Consider the following 779-nt stretch of genomic DNA (forward strand, 5'->3'; position numbering starts at 1 on the left):
GCTTCTCCATCTCGCCCGGCGCGCCGCTCGGGAAGGCGAAGATCTGCTGCAGGTGCACGCCCACCAAGCCCCGCGGATTCAGGATGCCCAGCTCGCGGCCGACGAGCGCGCCGCCGTCGCCCCCCTGGGCGCCATAGCGCTCGTAGCCCAGGCGCTTCATCAGCGTGTCCCAGGCGGCGGCAGTGTGCGTGGCCTCCCAGCCTGGGCCGGCCAGCGGCGACGAGAAGGCAAAGCCGGGCAGAGACGGGATGACGAGGTGAAAGGCCATCGCCGGGTCCAGCCCATGGGCGCGTGGGTTGCTCAAGGGGCCGATCACATCGAGGAACTCGGCCACCGTGCTGGGCCAGCCATGCGTGAGGATCAGCGGCAGCGCATGCGGCTCGGGCGAGCGCACATGCAGGAAGTGGATGGTCTGGCCGTCGATCTCGGTCAGGAACTGCGGATGGCGGTTCAGCTCGGCTTCGTGCGGGCGCCAGTCGTAGCCATCCAGCCATTGCTCCGCCAGTTCGCGAATGAAACCGGTGGCCTGGCCGCGGCTCCAATCCTGCACGGTGGTCTGGGGCCAGCGGGTCTGGCGCAGGCGCTGCTTCAGGTCGTCGATCTGGGCTTGCGGGATGTCGATGCGGAAGGGGCGGATGGTGGTGCTCATGACAGGCTCCTGGGTGGGGTGGATCGATGGAGTCAGTGTCTCGATCTGCCCCGCCGAGAGCTTGTTAAAACCCGCCAATGCGGCCCGCCGTCAATGTTGGTGGTGCCCTCCGGGCTTGCGCACCTGCACC

General features: G+C 68.4%; 1 protein-coding gene. It reads right to left on the reverse strand.

Going from position 1 to position 779, the window contains the following annotated elements:
• Positions 1-649 (reverse strand): epoxide hydrolase family protein (locus AC1DU6_RS33635; protein WP_477862701.1); only part of this gene is annotated, 649 nt, incomplete at its 3' end.
• Positions 650-779: the final 130 nt, after the last annotated feature.

Source organism: Roseateles sp. P5_B10, assembly GCF_056400485.1.